The 25718-nt window shown below is 66.3% G+C and carries 22 protein-coding genes; 14 read left to right on the top strand and 8 right to left on the bottom strand.

What is annotated here, in order from left to right:
* Positions 1–2: 2 nt before the first annotated feature.
* Positions 3–638 carry a TetR/AcrR family transcriptional regulator gene (locus MFF62_RS28540; protein ID WP_238266965.1) on the bottom strand — a complete coding sequence of 212 codons (636 nt, stop codon included), beginning with the start codon at positions 636–638 and terminating at the stop codon, positions 3–5.
* Between the two features lie 180 nt (positions 639–818).
* On the opposite strand from MFF62_RS28540, the gene MFF62_RS28535 reads away from it, so the two are divergent.
* Genes MFF62_RS28535 through MFF62_RS28525 form a run of 3 tightly spaced genes read left to right on the top strand, consistent with a single transcriptional unit; the run spans position 819 to position 5905 of the window.
* Positions 819–2264 (top strand): coniferyl aldehyde dehydrogenase, encoded by a 1446-nt coding sequence (locus MFF62_RS28535; RefSeq protein WP_238266963.1) that lies wholly within the window; start codon positions 819–821, stop codon positions 2262–2264.
* Positions 2265–2293: 29 nt separating this feature from the next.
* Positions 2294–3883: a GMC family oxidoreductase gene (locus tag MFF62_RS28530; RefSeq protein ID WP_238266961.1), complete on the top strand. Its 1590-nt coding sequence runs from the start codon at positions 2294–2296 to the stop codon at positions 3881–3883.
* Between the two features lie 51 nt (positions 3884–3934).
* Positions 3935–5905 (top strand): alkyl/aryl-sulfatase, encoded by a 1971-nt coding sequence (locus tag MFF62_RS28525; protein WP_238266960.1) that lies wholly within the window; start codon positions 3935–3937, stop codon positions 5903–5905.
* Between the two features lie 54 nt (positions 5906–5959).
* On the opposite strand, the gene MFF62_RS28520 is transcribed toward MFF62_RS28525, so the two are convergent.
* Positions 5960–6772: a transporter gene (locus MFF62_RS28520; protein ID WP_238266958.1), complete on the bottom strand. Its 813-nt coding sequence runs from the start codon at positions 6770–6772 to the stop codon at positions 5960–5962.
* 219 nt (positions 6773–6991) lie between these two features.
* Between MFF62_RS28520 and MFF62_RS28515 the strand changes: the two genes are divergently transcribed.
* Positions 6992–8617: an MFS transporter gene (locus MFF62_RS28515; protein ID WP_238266957.1), complete on the top strand. Its 1626-nt coding sequence runs from the start codon at positions 6992–6994 to the stop codon at positions 8615–8617.
* Positions 8618–8636: 19 nt separating this feature from the next.
* Here the strand turns inward: MFF62_RS28515 and MFF62_RS28510 are convergent, their stop codons facing one another.
* Positions 8637–9170 carry a winged helix-turn-helix transcriptional regulator gene (locus MFF62_RS28510; RefSeq protein WP_238266955.1) on the bottom strand — a complete coding sequence of 178 codons (534 nt, stop codon included), beginning with the start codon at positions 9168–9170 and terminating at the stop codon, positions 8637–8639.
* A gap of 236 nt (positions 9171–9406) precedes the next feature.
* Here MFF62_RS28510 and MFF62_RS28505 point away from each other — a divergent pair, with 236 nt between their 5' ends.
* The 3 genes from MFF62_RS28505 to MFF62_RS28495 all read left to right on the top strand — a co-directional run bounded on the left by MFF62_RS28505 (position 9407) and on the right by MFF62_RS28495 (position 12930).
* Entirely contained in the window at positions 9407–10051 is a 645-nt protein-coding gene (locus tag MFF62_RS28505; protein WP_238266953.1) for a cysteine hydrolase family protein, read from the top strand.
* Complete coding sequence (locus tag MFF62_RS28500; protein WP_238266952.1) at positions 10048–11625, top strand: aldehyde dehydrogenase (NADP(+)); 1578 nt, start codon at positions 10048–10050, stop codon at positions 11623–11625. The genes MFF62_RS28505 and MFF62_RS28500 overlap by 4 nt, the downstream gene beginning before the upstream one ends.
* A gap of 96 nt (positions 11626–11721) precedes the next feature.
* On the top strand, positions 11722–12930 hold the full coding sequence (locus MFF62_RS28495) for an MFS transporter (protein WP_238266951.1): 1209 nt from the start codon (positions 11722–11724) through the stop codon (positions 12928–12930).
* Positions 12931–12955: 25 nt separating this feature from the next.
* On the opposite strand, the gene MFF62_RS28490 is transcribed toward MFF62_RS28495, so the two are convergent.
* Positions 12956–13429, bottom strand: coding sequence for an aminoacyl-tRNA deacylase (locus MFF62_RS28490; protein WP_238266950.1), 474 nt, complete (start codon positions 13427–13429; stop codon positions 12956–12958).
* A 289-nt stretch (positions 13430–13718) separates the two neighbouring features.
* Between MFF62_RS28490 and katG the strand changes: the two genes are divergently transcribed.
* The 3 genes from katG (at position 13719) to MFF62_RS28475 (ending at position 18395) form a co-directional block, all read left to right on the top strand.
* Complete coding sequence (katG, locus tag MFF62_RS28485) at positions 13719–15971, top strand: catalase/peroxidase HPI (protein WP_238266949.1); 2253 nt, start codon at positions 13719–13721, stop codon at positions 15969–15971.
* Between the two features lie 164 nt (positions 15972–16135).
* The gene (locus tag MFF62_RS28480) at positions 16136–16606 is read left to right on the top strand and encodes a DUF2501 domain-containing protein (protein WP_238266944.1); all 471 of its coding nucleotides are present in this window, start codon (positions 16136–16138) and stop codon (positions 16604–16606) included.
* A 94-nt stretch (positions 16607–16700) separates the two neighbouring features.
* On the top strand, positions 16701–18395 hold the full coding sequence (locus MFF62_RS28475) for an FAD-dependent oxidoreductase (RefSeq protein WP_238266943.1): 1695 nt from the start codon (positions 16701–16703) through the stop codon (positions 18393–18395).
* A gap of 28 nt (positions 18396–18423) precedes the next feature.
* Here MFF62_RS28475 and MFF62_RS28470 read toward each other — a convergent pair whose 3' ends face one another.
* The gene (locus MFF62_RS28470) at positions 18424–18855 is read right to left on the bottom strand and encodes a universal stress protein (protein ID WP_238266942.1); all 432 of its coding nucleotides are present in this window, start codon (positions 18853–18855) and stop codon (positions 18424–18426) included.
* Between the two features lie 131 nt (positions 18856–18986).
* On the opposite strand from MFF62_RS28470, the gene MFF62_RS28465 reads away from it, so the two are divergent.
* The gene (locus MFF62_RS28465) at positions 18987–19550 is read left to right on the top strand and encodes a GNAT family N-acetyltransferase (RefSeq protein WP_238266941.1); all 564 of its coding nucleotides are present in this window, start codon (positions 18987–18989) and stop codon (positions 19548–19550) included.
* Positions 19551–19589: 39 nt separating this feature from the next.
* Here the strand turns inward: MFF62_RS28465 and MFF62_RS28460 are convergent, their stop codons facing one another.
* Positions 19590–20024 carry a nuclear transport factor 2 family protein gene (locus tag MFF62_RS28460; protein WP_238266940.1) on the bottom strand — a complete coding sequence of 145 codons (435 nt, stop codon included), beginning with the start codon at positions 20022–20024 and terminating at the stop codon, positions 19590–19592.
* Positions 20025–20372: 348 nt separating this feature from the next.
* Entirely contained in the window at positions 20373–21548 is a 1176-nt protein-coding gene (ampC, locus tag MFF62_RS28455) for a class C beta-lactamase (RefSeq protein ID WP_309295924.1), read from the bottom strand.
* A 148-nt stretch (positions 21549–21696) separates the two neighbouring features.
* Between ampC and MFF62_RS28450 the strand changes: the two genes are divergently transcribed.
* Both MFF62_RS28450 and MFF62_RS28445 read left to right on the top strand, forming a co-directional pair.
* Complete coding sequence (locus MFF62_RS28450; RefSeq protein WP_238266938.1) at positions 21697–23427, top strand: Na/Pi cotransporter family protein; 1731 nt, start codon at positions 21697–21699, stop codon at positions 23425–23427.
* Positions 23424–23846: a VOC family protein gene (locus tag MFF62_RS28445; RefSeq protein WP_238266936.1), complete on the top strand. Its 423-nt coding sequence runs from the start codon at positions 23424–23426 to the stop codon at positions 23844–23846. The genes MFF62_RS28450 and MFF62_RS28445 overlap by 4 nt, the downstream gene beginning before the upstream one ends.
* Positions 23847–23852: 6 nt before the next feature.
* Here the strand turns inward: MFF62_RS28445 and MFF62_RS28440 are convergent, their stop codons facing one another.
* Positions 23853–24233: a glyoxalase superfamily protein gene (locus tag MFF62_RS28440; RefSeq protein WP_238266933.1), complete on the bottom strand. Its 381-nt coding sequence runs from the start codon at positions 24231–24233 to the stop codon at positions 23853–23855.
* Positions 24234–24387: 154 nt separating this feature from the next.
* On the opposite strand from MFF62_RS28440, the gene MFF62_RS28435 reads away from it, so the two are divergent.
* Complete coding sequence (locus MFF62_RS28435; RefSeq protein ID WP_238266932.1) at positions 24388–25551, top strand: AAA family ATPase; 1164 nt, start codon at positions 24388–24390, stop codon at positions 25549–25551.
* The last annotated feature ends 167 nt before the right edge of the window (positions 25552–25718 follow it).

Genomic DNA, 25718 nt, shown 5'->3' with positions numbered 1-25718 from the left:
GTTCAGCGCTGGCGCGTCTCCGGCTCCAGCCAGTGCATGACCAGCTCGCGCGCCGGGTCCATGTACGTTTCGATGGGTTGCACGCGGCCATTGGCGTACCAGTGGCAGTAGGCGCCGTGGAACAACGCCATCACGGCGCGCGCCATCGGTGCCGGCAGCGGACGCTCAGGCGTACTCAACGCATCCACCAGCACGCGGACGTGTCCTTCCCAGCCCTCGCGGATATGCTCGCGCACGGTCTGCGGCGTGGTGGCGGAAAACAGCAGCGCCAGCACCACGCCCTTGGTTTCGGGGTTGCGCGTGAAGTAGTTCGCCACGCGCTCAAACACTTCGTCCACGCGCTCCCGGGTTGACTTGCCGACGAGGTCCTCGGGATCCAGCTCCAGTTCGATTTCCTGGAACAGGTTGATGGCGGCTTCGGCCAGCAGCATGTCCTTGCTGCCGAAATGCCACAGCAGGCTGCTCTTGGCCACGTTGGCCTGGGTCGAAATCTGGTCGAGCGTCACCTCGCTATAGCCGTGCTCGGCGATCAGCGCCTTGGTGAGCGTGATCACGCGATTGCGGGTCTCCAGCCCCCTGCGGTACTTCGTCGGCCCGGCCGGGGTGGCGACAGCGTCGCCGGTTTCACTTGCGCTCATCGAACTCACCGATTGAAGGTGTCGCGAATTGTAGCAGCGGCGCCATACGGCCCCTCCGGACTTGCCCTAGGTGCTGCCCTGCGGCCTTGACACCGGGTTGTCATCCCCACGACACTGAAATTGTACTGACTGTTCAGTTTAATTTCAGGGGTTTTTACTGTGATGATAGCGCCGCACGAAATGGAAAACCTGCTCGCCGCGCAGCGTGCGGCGTTTGGCGACATGCCTTATCCGTCACTGGTCATGCGCAAGACCGCCTTGCGCAACCTGCGCGCCGCGGTGCGCCGGCACGCGAGCCACCTGGCCATTGCGGCCGATCGCGACTTTGGCGGGCGCGCCCATGCCGAGACCATGACGGTCGACGTGCTGCCCTCCGTCCTGCATATCAACCACCTGCTTGGCAACCTGCGCCGCTGGATGCGCCCCTCGCGCCGGCATGTGGAATTGCTGTTCCTGGGCAATCGCGCCAGCGTCCGCTACCAGCCCAAGGGGGTGGTCGGCGTGGTGGTGCCGTGGAACTTCCCGATCTACCTGGCGCTGGGTCCGCTGGCCACGGCACTGGCCGCCGGCAATCGCTGCATGATCAAGACGTCGGAATACGCGCCGCACACCTCGGCCGCGCTGCGCGCGCTGCTGGCCGACGTGTTTGCCGAAGACGAAGTGGCCGTGGTCGAAGGCGATGCCGACGTGGCGCGCCAGTTCACCGCCCTGCCGTTCGATCACCTGGTCTTCACTGGGTCTCCCGAGGTGGGCCGGCACGTCATGCGCGCAGCCGCCGAGCACCTGACGCCCGTGACGCTGGAACTGGGCGGCAAGTCACCTGCCATCGTGTCGCGCAGCGCCGACCTGTCGACGGCCGCACGCCGCATTGCGCATGGCAAGACCGTCAACGCGGGCCAGATCTGCGTGGCGCCCGACTACGCGCTGGTGCCCGAAGGCGACGCCACCCGCTTTGCCAACGAAGTCCTGACCCAGGCCGCCAAGCTGTTCCCGGTCGGCGGCGACGACTACACGTCGGTCATTCATGCGCGCGCCCATCGCCGCATGCAGGAACTGCTGGACAACGCCCGCGCCCATGGCGCCCAAGTCATGCGGGCAGACATGCCGGAAAACGGCAACCGGATGCCGCTGCACGTCGTGCTGGGCGTCACGCCCCGCATGCGGATCGCGCAGGAAGAAATCTTCGGCCCGATCCTGCCGGTGTTCACGTACCGCAGCTTTGACGATGTCATCGAGCACGTCCGCGCTGGTACCCGGCCGCTGGCGATGTACTACTTCGGCAAGGACAAGGCCGAGACCGAGACGCTGATGCAACGCACCCACGCGGGCGGCGTGACGCTCAACGACTGGGGCTGGCACGTGCTCAATCACGACCTGCCGTTTGGCGGCACCGGCACCTCGGGCATGGGCAACTACCACGGCGCCGAAGGCTTCCGCGAGCTGTCGCACGCCAAGGCGGTATTCGCCGAGCGCCAGTGGTTTCCGATCGAACTGTTCCACCCGCCGTACGGCACGTTCGTCCAGCGGCTGGCGCTGCGCCTGTTCCTTGGCGCCACGCCGTCCGAGCCTGCCCACCGTCCCCACCAACCCGCCACGCCCACGCACGCCCCGGCGCGCCAGGACTGACCACACCGCTGACCCACACCCTACACATCATGGAATTCGACTACGTTATCGTGGGCGCCGGATCAGCCGGCTGCGTGCTGGCCAACCGCCTGAGCGCCGATCCCGCCGTGCGCGTCTGCCTGATCGAGGCCGGCCCGACCGACCGCTCGCCGCTGATCCACACCCCGGCCGGCATCATCGGCATCCTGCCCACGCGCCACGTCAACTGGGCCTTCAAGACCGTGCCGCAGCCGGGCCTGAACGGCCGGCTCGGCTACCAGCCGCGTGGCAAGACGCTGGGCGGCAGCAGCGCCATCAACGCGATGATCTACATCCGTGGCCATCGCACCGACTATGACGACTGGGCCGCGATGGGCAATGCCGGCTGGTCCTATGACGAGGTGCTGCCATGGTTCCGCCAGTCCGAGGACTTCTTCGGCGGCGCCAACGCGTTTCACGGTGCCGGCGGCGAACTGAGCGTCAGCAAGCTTGACGCCCACCCTGCCACGCACGCGTTCATCGAGGCCGGACGCGCGGCGGGCCACAAGGTCAATGCCGACTTCAACGGCGCCGATCAGGAAGGCGTGGGCCACTATCACGTGACGATCCGCAACGGCCGGCGCTGCAGCGCGGCGGTGGCCTTCCTGCATCCGCTGCGCACGGAGCGTCCCAACCTCACGGTCATGACCGGCGTGCACGCCACGAACCTGATCCTGCGCGGCAACGTGGCGCAGGGCGTGAGCGTCCGTGCCAAGGGCCGGCCCGTGGACGTGATCGCCAAGCGCGAGACCATCGTGGCCGCCGGCGCGTTCGGTTCGCCGCAGTTGCTGCTGCTATCCGGCATCGGCGACGAGGCCGCGCTGAAGCCGCACCGCATTCCGCTGCGCCATGCGCTGCCGGGCGTGGGCCAGGGGCTGGTCGATCATCCCGACTACGTGCTGCCGTACAAGACGAAAGACACGTCGCTGATGGGCCTGTCGCTGAGTGGCGCCGCCACCATGACGCGTGCCTTCTTCGAATACCGCAAGCACCAGACCGGCCTGCTGGCCAGCAACTTTGGCGAAGCCGGCGCGTTCCTGCGCACGGATCCGGCGCTGGCGCGCCCCGATGTCCAGCTTCACTGGGTGACCGGCATCGTGGATGACCACAACCGCAAGCAGCACCTGGGTCACGGCATGAGCTGCCACGTCTGCGTGCTGCGCCCGAAGAGCCGCGGATCGGTGGGCCTGCAATCGGCCAATCCGCTGGCGCCGCCGCGCATCGACCCGAATTTCCTGGGCGATCAAGACGACGTGGAACGCCTGCTCAAGGGCTACAAGCTCACGCGCGAGATCATGTCCAGCGGCCCGATGGCGCGCTATGCGCCGCGCGAGCTCTATGTGAAGAACGCGCGCTCCGATGACGAACTGGTGCACCTGCTGCGTCAGCGTACCGACAGCATCTACCACCCGGTGGGCACCTGCCGCATGGGCAACGACGAGTCAGCCGTGGTCGACCATCGCCTGCGCGTGCGCGGCATGGAGCGGCTGCGCGTGGTCGATGCCTCGATCATGCCCACGCTGGTTGGCGGCAATACCAACGCGCCGTCGATCATGATCGGCGAGAAAGGCGCGCACATGATTGCGCAGGACTGGCGCTAAGTCCCCATCCCCAAAAAGCACGACAAACAACCCCGCAGAGAGGAGACAGACATGTTTCGCAAATCCGCCGCGATGAGCGCCGTCGCGGCACTGATGTTCGGCAACGCCCTGGCCGCCGGCACCCCGCCCGCCCCCGCAGACGCCACCCGCGCCACGCAGACGGCCAACGCCGATGTGCTGCAGCAACTGCCCTTCGCCGACCGCCAGGACTTTGAAGACGCCCAGCGCGGATGGATCGGCACGCTGGACAACGGCGAAATCCGCAATGCTCAGGGCCGTGTGGTCTGGGACCTGAACGGCTATGCGTTCCTGGAGAGCCAGACCGCGCCGGCCACGGTCAACCCAAGCCTCTGGCGCCAGGCGCAGCTCAACATGAAGCACGGGCTGTTCCAGGTGACGGACCGCATCTACCAGGTGCGTGGATTCGACCTGTCGAATATGACGCTGATCGAGGGCGACACGGGCCTGATCATTATCGATCCGCTCCTGACGTCGGAGACGGCGCGCGCCGCGCTGGACCTGTACTACAAGCATCGCCCGCGCAAGCCGGTGGTGGCGGTGATCTACACCCACAGCCACGTCGACCATTTTGGTGGGGTCAAGGGCGTGGTCGACGAGGCCGATGTCAAGGCCGGCCGCGTGCGCATCCTGGCGCCGGAAGGCTTCATGGAGGAGGCGGTCAGCGAGAACATCTACGCCGGCAACGCCATGAGCCGCCGGGCCCAGTACATGTTTGGCGCGCTGTTGCCCAAGAGCGCAAAGGGCCAGGTCGATGCCGGCCTGGGCAAGACCGTATCGCTGGGCACCGTCACGTTGATCGCCCCCACGGACCTGGTAACCAAGTCCGGCGAGAAGCGCACCATCGATGGCGTGCAGATGGAATTCCAGATGGCGCCCGGCAGCGAGGCACCGGCCGAGATGCTGGTCTACTTCCCGCAATGGAAGGCCCTGTGCGCGGCCGAGGACGTCACCCACAACCTCCACAACCTCTACACGATCCGCGGCGCCCAGGTGCGCGATGCCAACCAGTGGTGGCGCGCGCTGGACGAGACAGCCGACACGTTCGGTGCCCGCACCGAAGTGCTGTTCGCCCAGCACCACTGGCCGAAATGGGGCCTGCAGAATATCGCGGCATTGCTCGCGCGCCAGCGCGACGGCTACAAGTTCATCCACGACCAGTCGCTGCGCCTGGCCAACCAGGGCTACACGATGACCGAGATCGCGGAGCGCCTGAAAATGCCGCCCTCGCTGGCCAGCCAATGGGACCTGCGCAGCTACTACGGCACGGTCAACCACAATGCCAAGGCCGTGTACCAGCGCTATCTGGGCTGGTATAGCGGCAACCCGGCCGACCTGCATCCGCTGCCGCCCGAAGACGCCGGCCAACGCTACGTGAAGTTCATGGGCGGCGCGGACAAGGTACTGGCCCAGGCACGCCAGTCGTATGCCCAGGGCGATTACCGCTGGGTGGCCGAGGTGGTCAAGCACGTGGTGTTCGCCGACCCTGCCAACCAGGCCGCGCGCAATCTGGAAGCCGACGCGCTGGAGCAGCTTGGTTATCAGGCCGAATCCGCCGCGTGGCGCAGCGCCTATCTGATGGGCGCCTACGAACTGCGCAATGGCGTATCCAAGGCCCAGGCCACGCAAACGTCGAGCCCGGACATGGTGCGCGCCATGACCGATACGATGCTGCTCGACCTGCTCTCGGTGCGGCTGAACAGCGACCGGTCGGTGGGCCGCGAGATGCGCATCAACTGGGTGCAGCCCGATACCGGCAAGGAATACGCGCTCAGCGTGGAGAACTCGGTCTTCCTCTACAAGGCCGGACGCCAGCACGCCAATGCCCAGGTCACGCTGAAGGCGCCCCGTGCGGTGCTGATCGGTACGCTGCTGGGCCAGACCACGCTGCAGGCGGCCATGCAGGCCGGCCAGGCGAAGATCGAGGGCGATCCGGCCGTGCTGCAGGCCTGGCTGGGCATGCTCGACCAGTTCGATCCCAAGTTTGACCTAGTGACGCCGTAAGCCGCAAAGCGTAAGCCTTGCCTTGGCGCCCGCCGCGCAGGACCGTTTCGCTGCCTATTTCGGAAACAGCAGCGTGACGACTGCGCGGCCGCCCCAGCCATGCGGGCCCGTCGATGGGGAGTCGGCCCAATAGGTGGCGTACAGGCCAAAGCTCACCGGCCGGCCCTGGATCTTCACGAGCTTGCTCGCCCCGGCGTGAATCGGAATGCTCCACTGCGACTGCTTCCAGTCGTAGGTCGACTCGGTGTTGACCGTGTACGTCCATGCCGTCGGCGTCGTATAGGCCAGGAAGGGCTGGATGAACGTGCTGCTCACCGCCGGACGCCCGTTGTCTCCCGCCACCGACCAGATGTGGTTACCCAGCGCGCCGTAGGTCCACGGCCCGTGCTGGATCAGGCCAACGGCCGTCGGACCCAGTCCCCACTTGCGCCCGCTCAACTGGTTTTCCGTCCCGGTCGGCAACAGCAACGCCGGGCCAACACCCCAGATCAGCCCGCCGGCTGTCGGCTCCTTGGGCGAGAAAAACGCACTCTGCAAGGTGTCGCCGAGCCCTGTCTGCGAGCCCGATCCCAGTGTGATCGACGACTGATGGGTGATCGGCAGAATCGTGCGCGAAATCACGTTCCAGTCTTCGTTCAGGGAAATCGGCACCACGGGCTGGAAGTTCATCGTCAGGCGGTCGCCGTCATGCACCGGCCCGATGCCGCGATCGTAGTTGAACTGAAATGGCACGCTGATCAGCGCCGCCACCGGATTGGACAGCTTCTTGGCAAGATCGGCGGAGTCCTCGGCCAACGCCGGCCCCGCTGCCGCGATCAGCGAAAGCAGCGCGCCGGCCAGTGCTCCAGGATGTGCGGGGTGTCTCATGGCGTGCTCCTCGGACAGAAGCCCTCAAGTGAACGGATAGCAACTTGCGGCGATATCAACCGCTGAACCGACATCCTTTCCCTTCTCGCAAAGTGGCGGAAGTGAATCTTTTGGAGAACGATCTTAGATATTTCAGAACGGGCCGAATAGCGGGCGTCGCACATAGTCCGGGTGGGATTGCTACCATGCCAGTCACCGTCGACCCGCACGGGAGTGACCTTGGCCAGCCCGCAATTTCTCGATCGCGACCGCCAGTCCGCCGGGACCGCGCACGCCCTGGCGGCGCAAGCCAGCCCCTGTGACGAACTGGTGATCCGCGCGCAGCCCGACGCGGTAGACCGTCCCTGCCTGCGCAAGCGCATGGCGCTGGCTGCGACCATCCTGGGGTCGAGCATGGCGTTCATCGACGGCTCGGTGGTCAACGTGGCGCTGCCCACCATGCAAAGCGAACTCGGCGCGAGCGTTGCCGAGATGCAATGGATCGTCAACGCCTATCTGCTCTTTCTCGGCTCCCTGGTGCTGGTGGGCGGGTCGATGGGCGACAAGCTCGGCCGCCGCACCGTCTTCATCGCGGGCATCGGGGTCTTCACCGTGGCGTCGGTCGCTTGCGGGCTCGCGCCCAACGCCGGGTCGCTGATTGCGGCCCGTGCCTTGCAGGGTATCGGCGCGGCGTTCTTCGTGCCCAGCAGCCTGGCAATCATCGGTGCCATCTATGAAGGCGAAGCGCGCGGACGCGCTATCGGCACGTGGTCGGCCGTCGGGGCCATCACGTCGGCGGTGGGGCCGGTGGCGGGTGGGTGGCTGGTCGATGTCTGGTCATGGCGCGCGATTTTCTTCCTCAACGTGCCGCTTGCCGTGGCGACAATCGCGCTGGCGATCTCGTCCGTGCCGAACAGCCACAAGCTCGACGCGCCTCAGCAACTGGACTGGCCTGGTGCGCTCAGCGCCACCATTGGGCTGGCCGCCCTCGCCTACGGGCTGACCGAGGCGTCGGCGCGCGGTTTCAACGATCCGCTCGTACTGGGCATGATCGGCGCGGGCGTACTGGTACTGGCCGCATTCGTGCGGATCGAGGCCAACAGCCCTTGCCCGATGATGCCGCTCGACGTCTTTCGCTCGCGCGATTTCACCGGCGCGAACCTTGTCACGCTGCTGCTCTACTTCGGCCTGAGCGGCGCACTGCTCTTCCTGCCCTTCACGCTGATCCGCGCACAGGGCTATACGGCAACCGAAGCGGGCGCGGCGCTGCTGCCGGTGCCGGTCATCATCGGCCTGTTTTCCCGGTTCACGGGCGGCCTGACCAGCCGCTTTGACGCGCGGGCGCTGTTGAGCGTTGGCCCGTGCGTGGCCGGCGTCGGCTTCGCGATGCTGGCGGCGCCGCTTGTGCGCGAGAGCTACTGGATCGGGATCTTTCCGGCGCTGGCCGTGCTCGGCATCGGCATGACGATTACGGTCGCGCCACTGACGGCGACCGTGATGGGATCGGTACCCAGCGAGCACGTCGGTGTGGCGTCCGGCATCAACAACGCGGTGGCGCGCGTGGCAGGCCTGTTGGCCATTGCTGTGCTCGGCATCGTATTCGTGTGGTCGCACCAGGCCGCGCTGTCGGCCCGGCTCGACGCGCTGCACGTTCCCCGCGAGGCCCGCCCGACCGGGCAATTGCTGGAGCCGGCTGCATCGACAGGCGCGGCCGAAGGCAGCACGCATACGGCGCCTCGGACGCCCATGGCGCAGGCGGAAGCCGACGCCATCACCGACGCCCTGCGCGCCGTGTCACTGGTTTGCGCCGTGTGTGCGTTCGTGGGCGCAGGGCTGGCGGTAGCGACCATCCAGCCGCGCAAGTGACGTGCGCCCCGGCGGCGCTTCAGTCGCGTCGCGGATTCGCGCCCGTTGCCGCTCGCCGCGCGGCGACGAAGGCTTCGGCACGCGCGGCGCGTTCCTCGGCAAACCGCTTGCTGACCGTGGGTTCCAGGTCCTTGCGCTCGACAGGCACGCCGCAATGCTTGCAGACGCTGGCCACGCCGATGTCATGGCCGCACGTCTTGTGCACGAAGCGCACGGCCAGGCCCTCGCCCTTCTCCTTGCTCCACGTTTCACCCCACGCGCGCAGTGCGTAGATCACGGGGTAGAACGCCCAGCCTTTCTTCGTCAGGTGATATTCGTAGCGTAGTGGCCGCTCGTTGTAGGGCCGCCGTTCGACCATCCCGTCGGCCTCCAGCGCCTTGAGCCGGGAAGTCAGCATCTGGGGTGTGGCCTCGGTCTGGATCTGGATTTCCTCGAAGCGCGTCGCCCCCATGTAGAGCTCGCGCAGGACCAGGATCGTCCATTTGTCGCCCACCACATCCACGGATCGCGCCACGGGGCAGGCAGTCAGCGTGTCGTCTTCGGTTCGAGCCATCGGTTCAGCCCCAGGTCGGGAATCAAGTCGCTATTAAATTCATAGTATCACATGACCCACGGCAGCGGCGTCCCGACCCCACTCCCGTATTTCCTCCTTGCCACTATGATTTTCATAGTTATACTGGTCTGCATCCGCCGCGCGAGACGTCGCGTGGTTCGCCCGATGCGGCAGGCAGGCGCCACTGCACCAACAAATGCGACCCGAGTCGCACCCGTCTTCCCAGGAATACCGAAATGGCTAACCCAATCTATCGTCCCGAGCGCACCGGCCTGCTGCTGGTGGATCCCTACAACGACTTTCTTTCCGACGGCGGCAAGCTGTTTCCGATGCTGCGTGACGTGGCCGACGACGTGCGCCTGCTGGACAACCTGCGCGCTTCGGTGGGCGCGGCGCGCGACGCCGGCATCCAGGTTTTCTATGTGCCGCACCGGCGCTGGCAGCCCGGCGACTACGACAACTGGGACCATCCCAACCCGACGCAACGCCTGATCCAGCAACGCCATACCTTTGCCAAGGGCACCTGGGGCGGCGAATGGCACCCCGATTTCGTGCCGCAGGAAGGCGACATCTTGATCCAGGAGCACTGGGGCCAGAGCGGATTCGCCAATACCGACCTCGACTTCCAGCTCAAGCAGCAAGGCGTGACCCACGTGATCGTGGTGGGCCTGCTGGCCAACACCTGCATCGAGTCCACCTCGCGCTTTGCAATGGAGCTTGGCTATCACGTCACGCTGGTCAACGACGCCACGGCAGCCTTCACCCGCGAAATGATGCACGCGGCGCACCATCTGAACGGCCCGACGTTCGCCCACGAAATCCTGAAGGCATCCGAACTGGTTGCAGCGCTCTCCGCGTCGTCGCAAGAGGTGGCGTCATGAAGTTGACTGGCAATCTGCTGATCGGCGCGCGCGAGGTTGTAGCCTCCGCCGGTCACATGCAGGCATTGAATCCGGCCACGAACACCAGGATGGCGCCGGATTTCGCATTCGGCGGCCCCGAGGAGGTCGACCGCGCGGCACACCTGGCCGATGAAGCCTTCGATAGCTACAACAGCACCAGCCTGACGGTGCGCGCAGCGTTCCTGGAACGGATCGCCGACGGGCTCGATGCCAATGCCGGCGTGCTATCCGAACGCGCCGCACTGGAAACTGGGCTGCCCGCGGCCCAGCTTGCCGGCGAGGTGACCAAGTCGGCCACCCAGTTCCGGCAGTTCGCCGAGGTGGTACGCCAGGGTCGTTTCCGGCAGGCCACGGTGGATCCGGCACAGCCCGAGCGCGCGCCGCGCCCGCGCATGGACCACCGCATGCAGAAGATCGGCATCGGGCCGATTGCGATCTTCGGCGCCAGCAACTTCCCGATCTCGTACTCGGTGGCGGGCGGCGACACCGCATCGGCGCTGGCCGCCGGATGCCCGGTCATCCTGAAGGCGCACAACGCGCACCCGGGCGCTTCAGAGATCCAGGGCCGCATCATCCAGCAGGCCGTGCGCGATGCCGGCCTGCACGAAGGCGTGTTCTCGATGCTGCGCGGCGACGGCAATGCGATTGGCGAGGCGCTGGTGGACCACCCGCTCGTCAAGGGTGTCACGTTCACCGGCTCCGAGGCGGGCGGCATGGCGTTGTACCGCCGCGCCCAGCTTCGTGAAGACCCGATTCCGGTGTTCACCGAAATGACCAGCGTCAATCCGACCTTCGTGCTGCCCCACGCACTGGCGGCACGCGGTGCGGCAATTGGCGACGGTTTTGCCGAACGGATGCTCGTGAACGTGGGCCAGGCGTGCCTGAAGCCCGCCATCCTGCTGGCCGTGGACGGCGCCGGCTACGACGAACTCAGGCAAGCCATGAGTGCCCGCGTGACCGCCATGCACGCCCGCACGATGCTGACGCCGGCCATCAGCCTGGCCTATCGCCGGGGCCTGGAACGTCATTACGCCGCCGGTGCCGAGACGATTGCGGCAGGCGTCGGCCCTGCCAGGGAATGGGACGGCCAGGCCTTCCTGTTCGAAGTCGATGGCAGCCGGTTGCTGGAAGAACCGGCGCTGCTGGACGAGGTCTTCGGCCCGGCCGCGATGCTGGTGCGCGTTGCTGACAGCGACCAGTTGCTGGCCATTGCGCGGCGTTTCCGTGGCCAGCTTTCGGCCACCATGCACCTGGAGTCCGCCGATCATGCGCTGGCGGCGCATCTGCTGCCGATGCTGGAACGCCGCACGGGCCGGATCGTCATCAACGCCTTCGCCCATCCGCAGGAAGTGTCGTACGCGTCGATTCACGGTGGACCGTTCCCGGCCACCTCCGACAGCCGCTTCACGTCCGTCGGCATGAGCGCGATCGAACGTTTCCTGCGGCCCGTCACCTACCAGGGCTTTCCGGATGCGCTGCTGCCCGAGGCCCTGCGGCATGGCAACCCGCTGGGGCTCTGGCGGCTGACCGATGGCCAACTCTCGATGAACTGACCGGGCCGACATTTGCCCACCGCCTTGCCGGGGCCGCACGCGATCGTCGATGCCTTGCCGATCCGCGCGGCCCCGGTGGCCTGACAGGACCCACGCATGTCCACACCTGCTTCAAACACGGCGCCGGAGCCCACTTCCCGCCTTGTCTTCCTGATGGCCCTGAGCTGCGCCCTGGCGGTGTCGGCCATCTACTACCATCAACCGCTGCTGCCGCAGATTGCCTCGACGTTTGGCGTCACCCCCACCGACGGCAACCTGATCGCCACGGTGACTCAACTGGGCTACGCCGCCGGACTGCTGCTGATCGTGCCGCTGGCGGACAGCGTCCAGCCGCGCCGGCTGGCGTCGGCGGCCATCTCCGTCAACGCCGTGGCATTGCTGGCCTGTGCATGGGCACCGACGTTTGCGCTGCTGGCCGTCGCCAGCGCGCTGGTCGGCATGACGGCGATCACCGCGCAGATCATCATTCCAGCAGCCTCGGGCAGCGCTTCGGCAGCCAACCGGGGCCGCGTCATGGGCACGCTGCTCGGCGGCCTGTCATCGGGCGTGTTGCTGGCGCGCACGTTGAGCGGGCTGGTCGGCGCGCATATGGGCTGGCGTGCCATGTTCCTGCTCGCGTCGACGGTGGACGTGGCACTGCTCGTCGTGGTGACGCGCCTGCCCGCCTCCACGAACCTGACGACGATCCGCTATGGCGCCCTGATGCGCTCGCTGCTGGACCTGATCCGCGAGGAGCCCCGGCTGCGCATTGCAATCGCGAGCGGGTTCCTGACGTTCGCGGCGTTCAGCGCGTTCTGGTCGTCGCTGGCCGCCCTGCTCGCGCAGCCGCCCTATTCCTACGGCCCCGCCGCAGTTGGCGCGTTCGGACTGGTTGGACTGTTCGGACTCGTGGCGTCGCCACGGCTTGGCGCGATGGCCGACCGCTTCGACACCCGCAAGGTGATATCGGCCGGCGCCCTCAGCCTTGTCGCGGCCTTCGCGCTCCTGGCGCTCGGCGCCAGGCACATGGCCGTGCTGATCGCCTGCATGGTGTTGCTCGATCTTGGCAACCGGGCCAGCTTCATCGCCAACCAGACGCGCATCTACGCGCTGCGCCCCAATGCGCGCAGCCGCCTGAACACGGTCTTCATGGTGTCGTACTTCCTGGGCGGCGCGGCCGGCGCCACACTGGGCGGCTACGGCACGCAACACGGCGGCTGGATGGGCGTGGCCGCCGTGGGCGGCATGCTGGGGCTGGCGGCGCTGGCGGTCGGTTTGCTTGTGCCGGCCACGCCCGCCCCCTCAGGTGCAAACCTGCGCACCTGATCGATCACATTCCGGGAACGACCGCCTACATCACCCGGTGCGCAAAGTGTCCGCGCCGGGCATCGGCCATCAGCTGGCCGAAATCGGCGGTGCGCATGTGGACCAGTGCTTCACGGTCGCCGGCTTCGAAGTAGACGTCTTCGTGCGCCAGCAGGCTGTCATCCATCCAGGTCAGCGTGCCGTAGGCCATGCCGACCGGCGGCAGCGCCTGCAGGTCGCAGTCGCGAAACACCTCGCGCACGCCATCGGCATGCGCCAGCGACAGCTTGCGGCCGGTTTGCTCGCGCAGCTCGGCCAGCTTCAGGTGATGGCTGGCGGGGATCACAGCCACCAGATAGCCGCGCTCGTCCTCCAGCAGCACGGTACGGGCCAGGCGGTCGCCGGGAATGCTTGGTGGGGGCGCCGCGTCGAGGCCGCCAGCGCTGCCGGGGCGCCGGACCGTATCGAAGTGGCTGTCGTTCTTGCTCAGGCATTTAGCCAGCCTGATAGACATGGTCATGATTGCAACCTCCGAGCGCGTACCGCTGCAGTTGTCTGTAGTACCGGCAACTATAGGTCACGCGTGATGGGCGCACCGGAGCCATTGGCTCGGGGCTAACCCCTACGACCTTGGCCAGGGGGCTGCCTTATAGCGCCGCACTATCGCGTCGATTGCAAAGCTCTCATGTTGTTGACATGCGCTCTCGCCTATATTTCTCGTGCGACAGGACCTGCCGAGGCAGGGCCTCGTGGAAGTGTTGACGCGTGAAGACTAGAACTACCGTTTGGATCCCCCCAAAGGAGAGAGCATGTCTAACGAAAAGTGTCCCTTCAACCATGCCGCGGGCGGCGGCACAACCAATGCGGACTGGTGGCCAAAGCAGCTGCGGCTAGACCTGCTGAGCCAGCATTCGAACAAGTCCAACCCGCTCGAACCGGAATTCGATTACGCCGCGGCTTTCAATAGCCTTGACTATGCCGCGCTGAAGAGCGACCTGGCCAAGGTCATGACCGATTCGCAGGACTGGTGGCCGGCGGACTTTGGCCACTACGGCCCGCTGTTCATCCGCATGGCCTGGCATAGCGCCGGCACCTATCGCATCGGCGATGGACGCGGAGGCGGCGGACGCGGCCAGCAACGCTTTGCCCCGCTCAACAGCTGGCCCGATAACGTGAGCCTGGACAAGGCGCGCCGGCTGCTGTGGCCGGTCAAGCAGAAGTACGGGCAGAAGATTTCCTGGGCCGACCTGATGATCCTGGCCGGCAACGTGGCGCTGGAAACCATGGGCTTCAAGACCTTTGGCTTTGGCGGCGGACGCGAGGACACCTGGGAACCGGACCAGGACGTCTACTGGGGCAATGAAAAAACCTGGCTCGGCGGCGACGTGCGCTACGGCAAGGGCGCGGCCGGCAATGACGCCGACGGCGGCGTGCTGTCGGCCGACGCGCAGAAGCATGGCCAGGAAGTGAGCCGCACCGACCCGGGCCGCAACCTGGAAAATCCGCTCGGCGCTGTGCAGATGGGCCTGATCTATGTGAATCCGGAAGGCCCGGACGGCAATCCCGATCCGCTGGCCGCCGCGTACGACATCCGCGACACCTTCGGCCGCATGGCCATGGATGACGAGGAAACCGTCGCCCTGATTGCCGGCGGGCATACCTTCGGCAAGACCCATGGCGCCGGCCCGGCCAGCAACGTGGGCGCGGAGCCCGAATCCGCCGCGCTGGAACTGCAGGGCCTTGGCTGGCAGAGCAAGTACGGCTCCGGCAAGGGCGCGGATGCCATCACCAGCGGCCTGGAAGTGACGTGGAGCAATACGCCGACGCAGTGGAACCAGGGGTTCTGGGAAAACCTGTTCAATTACGAATACGAATTGACCAAGAGCCCGGCGGGCGCCAACCAGTGGGTGGCCAAGGGCGCACCCGAGAGCGTGCCCGATGCCCATGATCCGTCGAAGAAGCGCAAGCCAACCATGCTGACCACGGATCTTTCGCTGCGCTTCGACCCGATCTACGAAAAGATCTCGCGGCGCTTCAAGGACAACCCGCAGGAATTCGCCGATGCCTTTGCGCGCGCCTGGTACAAGCTGACGCACCGCGACATGGGCCCGGTGGTCCGCTACCTTGGCCCGGAAGTCCCCAAGGAAGAACTGCTCTGGCAAGACCCGCTGCCCAAGGCCGACTATCAGGCCATCGATGCCAAGGACATCGATGCGCTCAAGCAGAAGGTGCTGGCATCGGGGGCGTCGATCGCCGAACTGGTCAAGACGGCCTGGGCCGCAGCCTCGACCTTCCGTGGCGGGGACAAGCGTGGCGGCGCCAACGGCGCGCGCATTCGCTTGGCACCGCAGAAGTACTGGGCGATCAACGAGCCAGACCAGCTTGGCAAGACGCTGAAGACCCTGGAAGGCATCCAGCAGGAGTTCAACGGCCAGGCGGGCGGCAAGAAGGTGTCAATGGCCGACCTGATCGTGCTGGCGGGCGGTGCAGCGATCGAGAAGGCCGCCGAGAAGGCCGGCAAGAAGCTGACCGTGCCCTTCTCGCCGGGCCGCGTGGATGCGTCGCAGGCGCAGACCGACGTGAAGTCGATGGACGCGATGGAGCAGACCGCCGACGCGTTCCGCAACTACGTCAACCCGCGTGTGCGCGTGCCGGCCGAGCACATGATGATCGACAAGGCGCAACTGCTGACGCTGACCGCGCCCGAGATGACCGTGCTGATTGGCGGCCTGCGGGTGTTGAACGTCCACAACGGCAAGGAGACCCACGGCGTACTGACCGACCGCCCCGAAACGCTGACCAACGACTTCTTCCGCAACCTGCTCGATATGCGCCTGGAATGGACGCCGCTGTCGCGCGATGTGTTCGAAGGCGCCGACCGCAAGACCGGCGCGGTCAAGTGGACGGGCTCGCGCGTGGACCTGGTGCTGGGCTCGCACTCGCAGCTGCGTGCGCTGTCCGAGGTCTATGCCAGCGCCGACGGCGCCGACAAGTTCTACACGGACTTTGTCGCGGCCTGGACCAAGGTGATGAATCTGGACCGTTTCGACCTGCGCAAGTGAAAGTGATCTAGGGGAGCAACTGCCAGCCGCTGGCACAGGCCGGTGGCAGATAAGGCGCCGTGGAAGTTTCACGGCGCCTTTTTTTACAATCGCCTCGCGTCGGACAATGTGCCGCGTATAGTGGAAAACGCCATTTCCGGCCTGATCACTCAAGGAGTCCTTCCATGGCTGATTCTTCCCTATGCGCCACGTTGCGCCGCAAGGCGTGGCTGGCCGTGCCCGCGGCGTTGCTCGTGGTATCTGGCCTGGCCCACGCCCAACTGGGCGACATGATGAAATCGTCGCCGCTTGGCGGCAGTTCGGGCCAGAGCGCCGCCGGCGGGCTGGGCAGCCTCGGTGGCCTGGGCGGGCTGTCGTCGCTCAGTGCCGGCTCGGCGGGCAATGCGGCCGGCGTCATCGAGTTCTGCATGAAGAACAACTACCTGAACGCCGACTCCGCCACGTCCGCCGTGAAGGACAAGCTGCTGGGATCGGTGCCCGGCGGTACCAAGGACAGCGGCTACAGCGACGGTTCGCGCGGCGTCCTTTCCACGGGCGGCGGCAACAAGCTCGATCTCAGCGCCAGCGGCCTCAAGGCCGAGGCGACCAAGCAGGTCTGCGACAAGATCCTGGCGCAAGGCAAGTCGATGCTGTAGCGGCATCGCCTATATTCATAGCGCGTGCATCGCGCCTGGCGCGCGGACGCGTCTGGGCATTGCTGCGGCCCGTATGCATGAAGGAGTGTCGACGATGCCCCACGAGTCAACGCCGGATGGCGATCCGTCCGCCGTGCAGGCGCATCCGCGCCACGCGCAGATGTTTCCCGTGCTGAGCGAGGCGCAGATCGAACGCGTACGGCGGCACGGCAACGTGGTGCACTACGCCAAGGGCGACATGCTGTACCGGGCCGGCAGCCTGTGCCCGGGCGTGTTCGTGCTGCTGACGGGTCAGGTCGAGATCGTGGGGCGCGACGGCCTGGGCCATGCGCGCCAGATTCACATCTATACCAAACGCGGCGAGTTCACATCGGATGTGACGCAGTTGTCGAACAAGCCGGCCGTGGTCGACGCGCATGTGATCGAACCCGTGGAGGCGGTGCTGCTGCGCCCCGAGGAACTGAGCGCGCTGATGATCCGCGAGGCCGATATTGGCGAAACCATCATGCGCGCGCTGATCCTGCGCCGCGTGCTGGTCATCGAGCAGGGTCACGGCGTGGTGCTGCTGGGGCCGTCCGTCAACGCACGGCTGGTGGCATTGCAGAACTTCCTGCGGCGCAATGCCTTTCCCAGCGTGGTGATTGACGCCGAGCACGACGCCGAAGCCATCGCCCTGCTGGAACGCCTGACGCCGCAGCCTGACGACTTTCCGCTGGTGATCTGTCCGAACGGCACGGTACTGCGCAACCCCGACGAACGGCAGCTTGCGTCCTGCCTGGGCCTGATCCCGGACTTCGATCCATTGTTCGTGTATGACGTGGTGATCGTCGGCGCCGGCCCTGCCGGACTGGCGGCGAGCGTCTATGCGGCATCCGAGGGGTTGTCGGTGGCGGTGCTCGACTGCGCCGCGCCCGGTGGGCAAGCTGGCTCCAGCGCACGTATCGAGAATTTCTTCGGATTTCCCACCGGCATCTCGGGACAGGCGCTGGTCAGCCGGGCCTTTGTCCAGGCACAGAAGTTCGGCGCCCATTTCGGCATTCCCTGCGAAGTCAAGGCGCTGCATTGCGGCTGCTACCCGCTAGTGGTTGAACTGACCGACGACACGCGCATTCCGACGCGCACCGTGGTCATCGCCACCGGCGCCGAGTACCGGCGCCCGTCGGTGGACGACCTGGCCCGCTTTGAATCGTGCGGCGTCTATTACTGGGCCACGCCGATCGAGGCCAAGCTCTGCCGCAAGGGGCCAGTGCTGTTGCTGGGCGGCGGCAATTCGGCAGGCCAGGCCGCGGTGTTCCTGGCCTCGCATGTCGATCACGTGCATATGTTCGTGCGCGGTGCCAGCCTGGACCACAGCATGTCGCGCTACCTGATCGAGCGCGTGCGCGCGCTGTCCAACGTGACGCTGCATACAAGGATGGAAGTGCTCGGCCTGGAAGGCGGCACGTGCCTGGAGCGCGTGCGCTACCGGGGCGCGGGCGGCATCGAGGGCACCATGACCGCGCAGCACCTGTTCGTGTTCATCGGCGCGGATCCCAATACCGCATGGCTGCGCGCCTGCGGCGTGGAGCTCGACGACAAGGGCTTTGTGCTGACCGATACCGACATTCCCGGCGCCGACGCGGCCGCGCGGCCGCTGCAAACCAGCGTGGATGGTGTGTTTGCCATTGGCGACGTGCGCTCCGGATCGACCAAGCGCGTGGCCTCCGCCGTGGGCGAAGGGGCCGCCGTGGTAGCCCAGATCCACCGGCTGCTGGCCGCGCGCAACGTGCAGCGCAGCGCCGCGGCCTGAGACCTGAAACCCGAAACCTGCGCGCGACTCAGGCGTCCTCGTCGGGCGTGTTGACCACCACCGTCGGCACGGTGGACTGCGCCACCACCTTGGACACCACCGACCCGGTCAGCGCCGCCTTGAGCGCGCCCACGCCCTTGGCGCCCAGCACCAGCAGGTCGGCACCGTTGTTCGCGGCAAACGACACGATGGCTTCCACCGCCTCGCCCCGCAGCCAGTGGTCGTGAATCGTATCGGCACGACCGCTCAGGATGCGGTGCGCTTCCTCGAAGGCCAGCTTCGCCTGCTCGCGGTTTTCCTGCTCGAAGTCGACCGTGCCAAACCCGGTACGCCCGAGCACCGGCGAGACATGCACGAGATGAACGATGCGCGGTGCTGCCAGCGCGCCCGTGGATGCCACCCAGTTGGTGGCGCCATGGCTATGCTCGGACCCGTCTACCGCCAGCACGACTACTGTCATTGCGCGCTCCTTTGCAGAATCTGTCGAACCCCGCGAGCATACTGCAACTACCTTGCCGTTGCCGGGCGCGCTTGCCTACCATGACATGACCGTCGACACCGCGACGCCCTCGATACCCTCACCCCCGTGCCATGAGCGCCGACGCCATCCCGCCCAGCACCCCGCCGCGCCTGCCGTTGCACACGACCCTGCGCGGCGGCCAGCCGGTGGTACTGCGCAAGATCCGTGAGGACGACAAGGCCGGCATTCTCGAAGCCTTCGCGCTGTTGTCGGAAGATTCGCGCTACACGCGCTTCATGGCCGCGATGCATGACCTGCCCGAGGCGCTGCTGGACGATGTGGTACACCCCGTGCCCGGGCGGGACTGCACCATCACGGCCGTGAGCGGTACGTCCGAAGCCGGCCACCTGGTAGGCGGTGCCCGCTATGTGGCCCTGCCCGGCCGCGACGCCTGCGAGTTTGCCGTGACCGTGCTCGATGGCTGGCATCACACCGGATTGGGCCGCCTGCTCATGCAAACGCTGATCGCGCATGCCCGCGCGGCCGGCGTCGGCACCATGGAAGGCTACGTGCTGGCCGCCAACCGGTCGATGCGCGGCCTGGCGCGCCGGCTGGGTTTTTCGGACACCGTGTTCGCCGACGACCCCACCCTGCACGTCGTAACGCTGGTGCTACACCCCGCTCCCGGCGGTTGATCAGTCAAATCCGGTCGGGGTCACACCCATGCGCCGCGATCAGGCCGCGCCCGACAGCACGGCCTTCTGGCTGGCCAGCCGCGCGCCCATCGCCTCGGCCAGCGCGTGCAGGCCCGACATCGGACGCACCATCACCTCGAATTCCTCGATCTTGCCGGCTTCGTCGAAGCGCAGCATGTCGATGCCCTTCAACGCCTTGCCGTCCACCTCGGCGCTGAACTCCAGCACCGCGCTGCGGCCGTCGTCGGTGGCAAACATGCGGTGGTAGGTAAAGTTCACGAACACCGTATTCACGGTCTTCAACACCAGCTTGATCGCGGCGCGGCCCGGATAGGCGTTGTGCGCCACTGGCGAGCGGAACACGATCCGGTCAGACAGCAGCGGGTCCAGCTCCTCCATGGCATTGCGGGCCAGCAGCCCATGCCAGGCGGCCAGCGTTTGTCGGGCGGCGGGGCTCAGTCCTTCGATGTCCATGCAGGTCTCCTTTTGTCTTTGGTCTTGTGTCTTCGGTCGTGTGATGGTGACGGATTGACTGCCTGTCATGCGATCAATCCCATTTATGCAACTGGTTGCATAGTGCGCATCGTAGCCTGCGTCTCGGCAAATTGCCAGTGCCAGCGCAGATCTCGCAGGTCGCCATGCATTGCGTGCATTCCACGAGTTAAGTTGCCCAGAAAATGCCAGAAATACAAAATCAGACAAACGCCTACATCTTTGGGATGTGCCTCACTCTAAGCTTCATCGCAGGACCTGACCCGTCCTTAATACCTCCCCTGCAAACCCGTTCGACCCCGCTCGGACGGGTTCTTTTTTTGGGCGGAATCAGCGCGCGCCGGCGGGCGCCCCCTGCTCCAGCGCCTGCAGAATGGCGTACGCCGCCTGCACGCGCGCGGGGATCGGCACGTTGCGGTTGGCCAGTAGCACCACGCCGATACGCCGGCCGGGCACGAAGGCCACGTAGGCGCCGAAGCCATTGGTCGATCCGGTCTTGTTGATCAGCGCGTTGGCTGGCGCCGGCTGCGGCGGGCTGATGCGCTGCACCGCCTGCGGGTCCAGCACCATGCGCGCGTCGTTGCCGGCCTGCAGCACGTCCAGCGTCACCGGCCAGCCGTAGCGCTCCCAGCCCAGCCCCTGCGTCATCACACCCACCTGGAAATAGCCGGTATGCGTGGCAGCCAGCGCCTGGCGCAGTGCCGGGTCGGCCAGCGACTGGCCGTCGATGTTCAGCTCGACATAGCGGATCATGTCCGCCGCCGTGGTCTTGATGCCGTAGGCCTGTCCGTCGAACACACCCGGCGACGCCCGCACCGGCTTGCCGTCCTTGTCGCCCCAGGCATAGTCCTTCATCTGATCGCGCGGCACGTCGATCCACGAATGCGTCAGGCCGAGCTTCGGCAGCAGTTGCTGGGTCATGGCGTCTTCGAACGTCGTGCCCAGCGCCTGCGCCGTGGCCACGCCGAACAGGCCGATGCTCACGTTCGAATAGCGGCGCCGGGTGCCGGGCGCGTATTCCGGTTTCCAGGCGCGCAGCCATTCGATCATCTGCGGCATGGAATTCACGGCGTCGGGCACTTGCAGCGGCAGCCCGCCAGCCGAATAGGTGCCCAGTTCCAGCAGGCTGATGCCATCGAAGGCGCTGCCGGCCAGCGTCGGCAGATAGCGGGTGGCCTTGTCGTCGAGCGACAGCACGCCACGTGCCTGCGTATAGGCGCCCAGCGTCGCCGTAAACGTCTTGCTGACCGATCCGATCTCGAACAGCGTGTTGTCGGTGACGGGCTGGCCGCCCTGCCGCGACGCCACGCCATAGTTGAACACCCGGTGCTGGCCACCCGAGGTCACCGCCACGGCCATGCCCGGCACCTTGTACTGGGCCATCACCGGCTTGATGGCCGCGTCCACGGCCTGGCGCATCGCGTCGGGCGCGGCCCACGCGGCGGGCGTGGCGGCTGCCACGGCCAGCGCCAGCGCGCCGGTACGGCGCCGCGCGCGGCGGGCCATGCGGGAAGAAAAGCAAGCGGTGAGCGCGGGTTTCATCGGCGAACCTGGGGGCGGAGGCAAGGCTCGCATTGTATCCGCCAGACGGTGCCGCGACGGGCACGGTTGCGCCTTACAATGGCAGCCTCGCCGCCCCCGATAGGTCCACGCCATGCAGCCTGGTGCCTCGCTGAACCTGCTTGAAATCATCGGCCTGCTGGTTGGCGGGCTCGCACTGTTTCTCTATGGGCTGGAGTGCATGACCGCCGGGCTCAAGGCCATTGCCGGCGCGCGGCTGCAGTCGCTGCTCGGCACCCTGACGGCCAGCCGCCTGCGTGGCGTGCTGGCGGGCGCGGGCATCACCGCCCTGCTCAATTCCTCCACCATCACCACGGTCCTGCTGGTCGGCTTTGTCTCGGCGGGGCTGATGACGCTGACGCAGTCGATCCCGGTGATCATGGGCGCCAATATCGGCTCCACGCTCACCGCGCAGATCATTGCCTTCAATATCTCCGCGATCACGCCGTTCCTGCTGGCGCTGGGCTTCCTGCTGCATGGCTTTGGACGGCAGGAACTGCTGCGCCAGCTGGGCGGCGTACTGCTGGGGCTGGGGCTGCTGTTCCTGGGCATCGAGTTCATGGGCAATGCCACGCGGCCGCTGCGCAACTACGAGCCATTCATCGCGACGATGCAGGACATGCGCAATCCGCTGCTCGGCATCCTCATTGGTGCGGCCTTCACGGCCATCGTGCAGAGTTCGGCCGCCACGCTGGCCATCGTGATTGCGCTGGGCAGCCAGGGCCTGATTCCGCTGGAATCGGGCATTGCATTGATCCTGGGCGCCAACGTCGGCACCTGTGGCACGGCGCTGCTGGCGGCCATCGGCAAGAATGCCGAAGCCACGCAGGTGGGCGTGGTCCACCTGCTGTTCAACATGCTGGGCGTGCTGTTCTTTGCGTTCATCATTCCGCAGTTTGCCGATGTCGTACGCATGGTGTCGCCCAGCGCGCCCGAGTTGACCGGCGTGGCCCGCCTGGCCGCCGAAACGCCGCGCCAGGCCGCCAATGCCCACACCATCTTCAGTGTGTTCAGCACAGGCGTGCTGATCTGGTTCGCGGGGCCTATCGGCTGGCTGGCGCAACGCATTGCCCCCGCCACCCGCAAGGGTCTGCACGACCCCGGGCTGCCACGCTATCTCGACGACACCCTGCTGGACATGCCCGCGCTGGGCATTGCGCGGGTGCAGCTTGAACTGACCAATCTGGGCAGGCAGGTGCGGGGGCTGGTGGAACGCAGCGCGGAAATCGCCATGCGCGGCACGCCAGAGGACGTGGTGGCGATTGCCGGCCAGGACCAGGCCGCCGAATCGCTGAGCACGGCCATCATCGGCTATATCGGCAAGCTGTCGGACGCCAACGACAGCGGCGACCAGAGCCGGCAGATGGTGGACCTGACGCGCATTGCCGCCACGCTGGACGCCATCCGCGAAGTAGCCACCACGAGCATGCTGGCGCTGAGCCAGCGCCGCCTGTCGCAAGGGGCCGACATCGACCAGCTGCGCAACGCCGATGCCGCCGCGTTTGCCTCGTCGGTCATCGCGCATCTCGACAGCGCCGTGAACACCGTGGCGCATCCCGATATCGACGCCGTGGAAAGCATCGTCGCGGCCAAGTCCACGCTGGAGACCATGGCCGCCACGGCACGCCAGGGCATCATGGCAGACCTGCGGCCGCGCAGCACCGAAGACGTGGCCAACTTCCGCATGGCCAACGACATGATCGAACACCTGAACGAGGTGGCCCGGCTGTCGCGCGCGCTGGCCAAGGCGACGACGTCATTGCGCGACGTACGCGTGGACGATGCCGAAGCCAGCATGTCACCCACCCTGAAGGAGTCAACGTGACGCCCCGTATTTCCGTGCTGACCCTTGGCGTTGCCGACCTGGAGCGCGCCGTGGGCTTCTATCGCGATGGGTTGGGCCTGCCGACCGAGGGCATCATCGGCCAGGAATTCGAACACGGCGCGGTGGCGTTTTTCGACCTGCGCGGCGGGCTGAAGCTGGCGCTCTGGGCCCGCGACAACCTCGCGTGGGATACCGGCCTGCCCGCCAGCCCGCCTTGCCCCACGGGGTTTTCGATCGGGCACAACGTCGGCAGCAAGGCCGAAGTCGATCAGGTCATGGCGCAGGTGGCCCAGGCCGGCGGCACGATCGTCAAGCCGGCGCAGGACACGTTCTACGGCGGCTACGCCGGCTATTTCCAGGACCCCGAGGGCAATCTCTGGGAAGCGGTCTGGAACCCGTCGATCCTGCCGGCCGACTGAAACCTTTTACTCGGCGTCCTTGGCTTCCGCTTCCTGCTGGATGAAGCAGAGCCGGTTGCCGAACGGGTCCTTGACCTGCAGTTGCCGGCCCCACCCCGCATCTTCCACGCCTGGCTTGGCGTACCGGTACTGGCGCTCGGTCAACTCCTTGTGCAGCGCGTCGACATCGTCGATGGGCACTAGGATGGCCGATCCCGGAGTGGCATCGCCGTGATGTTCGCTCAGATGCAGCTTCAGCCCCGAACGCGATACCTGCGCATAGAGCGGAAAGTCGTCGCCGAACCGGTGTTCCCAGTCGAGCTGGAAGCCCAGGAAGTCCAGATAGAACTCCTTGGCCTTGTCGACCGAGAAGATGCGCAGGATGGGAATCGCTTGCGATAGCTGCATAGGGCACTCCGCTCAATCGGAAAACTACTATTCTGCCGCAGGAAGCCTGCGCCGCCACTCAATATGTGATGCTTTAAGCATTCAAAACCTGTTTTACTTTGAATTATTGAATCTCTATAATTATTCCGATCTAATAATTCCGTATAACTCGCGCATGAGCTCCGTCTACAACCGTCCCGAACTGGCTCACCAGATGGCGCAGCAGTTGCTGCATCCCGGCGTGCTGGACGAGGGCCTGCGCTCCGGCCTGTTCCTGTCGGGGCTGCGCCGCGTGGGCAAGACCACCTTCCTGCAGAACGACCTGATCCCCGCGCTGGAGAACCTGGGCGCGATCGTGATCTATGTGGACCTGTGGAGCGACACCAAACGCAGCCCGGCCACGCTGATCCGCGATGCGGTCAGGAAAAAGCTCGACGATCTGGAATCGTTGTCGGACGGTGCGCTGCGCCAGTTGCGGCGGCTGGCCGGGGCCGATCTGAGCGCGCTTGGCTTCAAGTTCGGCTTCAAGCTGGACAGCCTTGGCGAAGCTGGCGGCGTCACGCTGGCGCAGGCGCTGTGCGAGGTGGTGGACCAGGGCCGCACCGACGTCGTGCTGATCGTCGACGAAGTGCAGCACGCGCTGACGTCCGATGAAGGCAGCGAAATGCTGCTGGCGCTGAAGGCCGCACGCGACGCCATCAATCCGCGCCGCCATACCCCAGGGCATTTCCTGTTCGTCGGCACCGGCTCGCATCGCGCGCTGGTGAACGAACTGACAGCGCGGCGCAACCAGGCCTTTACCGGCGCCACTTCGGTGGCCTACCCGGTGCTGGACAAGGATTACGTGGCCCATCTGCTGGAGCGCCTGTCGGCCGAAGACACGGCCGCCGTGCCCTCGCTGGACGTGGCCGTGGCCGCCTTCCAGACGCTGGGCAACCGGCCCGAGGAAATGATCAAGGCGCTGCGGCAGCTACGTTTGCATCTGCCACCCGGCGGCAATCCCGACGAGCACCTGCCCGTGATCGCCAGCACGTTGCGCTCCACGGCGGCCGATGGCGAGTTGATGAAGCTGGAACAACTGGGCGGCCTGGCCACGGCGGTGTTCGACTACATTGCCATGACCGCGGGCGACGCCCGGGGGTTGTTTTCGGCCCAGGCGGCAGCCGCGTATTCCAGCGCCATCGGCCGCGAGGTCAAAGTGGAAGAGTCGCAGCCAGTGGTCAATGAACTGATGGCCGCCAACCTGATCATGCGCAAGGGGCATGGCCTGTACGGCGTGACTGACCCGTTTGTGCAGGAGATGTGGCGCGAGCGGAAGGCGATTGAGGGGAAGCTTTGAGGGGCTGAGCGCCGTCGCTCTCCCTATGTTCTGCTCCCCTCTCCCACACAGTGGGAGAGGGGTTGGGGACAACACCTCGAAGAACTTCCAGCCGAGCGTGTTCGTGAGTGATGTGATCTCGCTGACGCCGAAGTGGGACGTGCTGCTCGGCCTGCGCCGTATCCGCT

This window comes from Cupriavidus pauculus (assembly GCF_022179805.1).
In the GTDB taxonomy this organism is placed as follows: domain Bacteria; phylum Pseudomonadota; class Gammaproteobacteria; order Burkholderiales; family Burkholderiaceae; genus Cupriavidus; species Cupriavidus pauculus_E.
The sequence above is the reverse complement of the archived record's forward strand: the minus strand, read 5'-3'. Positions and strand labels throughout refer to the sequence as shown.